The organism is Halorubrum sp. SS7 (assembly GCF_005435055.1).
GTDB lineage: Archaea > Halobacteriota > Halobacteria > Halobacteriales > Haloferacaceae > Halorubrum > Halorubrum salinarum.
The window spans coordinates 1-223 of record NZ_SGXV01000705.1 but is presented as its reverse complement, the minus strand read 5'-3'; the positions used below and the strand labels follow the sequence as shown (position 1 = coordinate 223).

The window sequence follows — 223 nt, the reverse complement described above, 5'->3', positions numbered from 1 at the left end:
GAACGTCACCGCGAACACCAGCGAGTACAGGAGGTTCGCGGTCGACGTCGCGAGGTCGGCGGCCTCCGAGAGGTACAGGGGAAGGAATGCGACCAGGCCGTTGTGCGCGAACGAGAACCCGACCGTGACCAGCACGAACGCCGAGAACCGCGGGTTCCGGAACAGTCGGAGATACTCTCGCGCCTCCGGCGAGTCGTCGCCGTCGGCGTCGTTCGCACGCTCC

The 223-nt window shown here is 67.3% G+C and carries 1 pseudogene; it reads right to left on the bottom strand.

The annotated features are described in order from the left end of the window. Positions 1 to 223 (bottom strand): annotated as a pseudogene (locus EXE44_RS19655) (MFS transporter); the annotation flags it as partial.